Here is a 584-nt window from a genome sequence, read left to right as displayed (position 1 = left end):
ACTGCCATCGTTACTGTCAAATACCCCACCATCATCTAGCGTTAGCAACCAAGGACTATTGATCTTCATTGCCAAAACTATACCTTGATTGTTCTTGTCAGATGTGATTTCTTCCTGTAATTTTTTTAAATCCTCTTGAGATCCAAAAACATGACTTTGATTTCTTTTGCTATCGAGCCGGGCAATAGTTATCTGATTGGATGAAATCTCAATATCTTTATCCAGAGTTTCAAGAATGATTTTCTCGAGAAAGGATAGCGGAACAAACGCACCTTCTGACGCGTAAGGAAAGATGGCCGCTTTTTCTAGCTGATACGTTTGCCCTGTAAGTTCAAAATTCGCACTAGATTCATCAACAACATATTCAGTTACAGTGGTATCTCCTTCAGTAAACTTATAGCAAGTACCCATAAAAGTGACGAAGGATTGAAGTGGCGTTGCGTTTCTGGAAACAGTCTCTCCACCTGAAATGTCGGTAATTTTCAAGATCGGCCCGATAGGAAGCATCTGGACATTATCCTTTACAATAGGTGCTGTCACATCCCCTTCATTAATCCCCCCAACCAGAACATGAATAGTATTGG

1 protein-coding gene is annotated in these 584 nt (G+C 40.2%); it reads right to left on the bottom strand.

The annotated features are described in order from the left end of the window. The coding region (locus tag KIH86_RS08825) for a hypothetical protein (protein ID WP_223110401.1) at positions 1 to 584 on the bottom strand (584 nt) is incomplete at both ends.

Source organism: Paenibacillus sinensis, assembly GCF_019904155.1.
Lineage (GTDB): Bacteria > Bacillota > Bacilli > Paenibacillales > Paenibacillaceae > Paenibacillus_AQ > Paenibacillus_AQ sinensis.
Note: the sequence above shows the minus strand (reverse complement) of the source record. Positions and strands in the feature narration are given on the sequence as shown.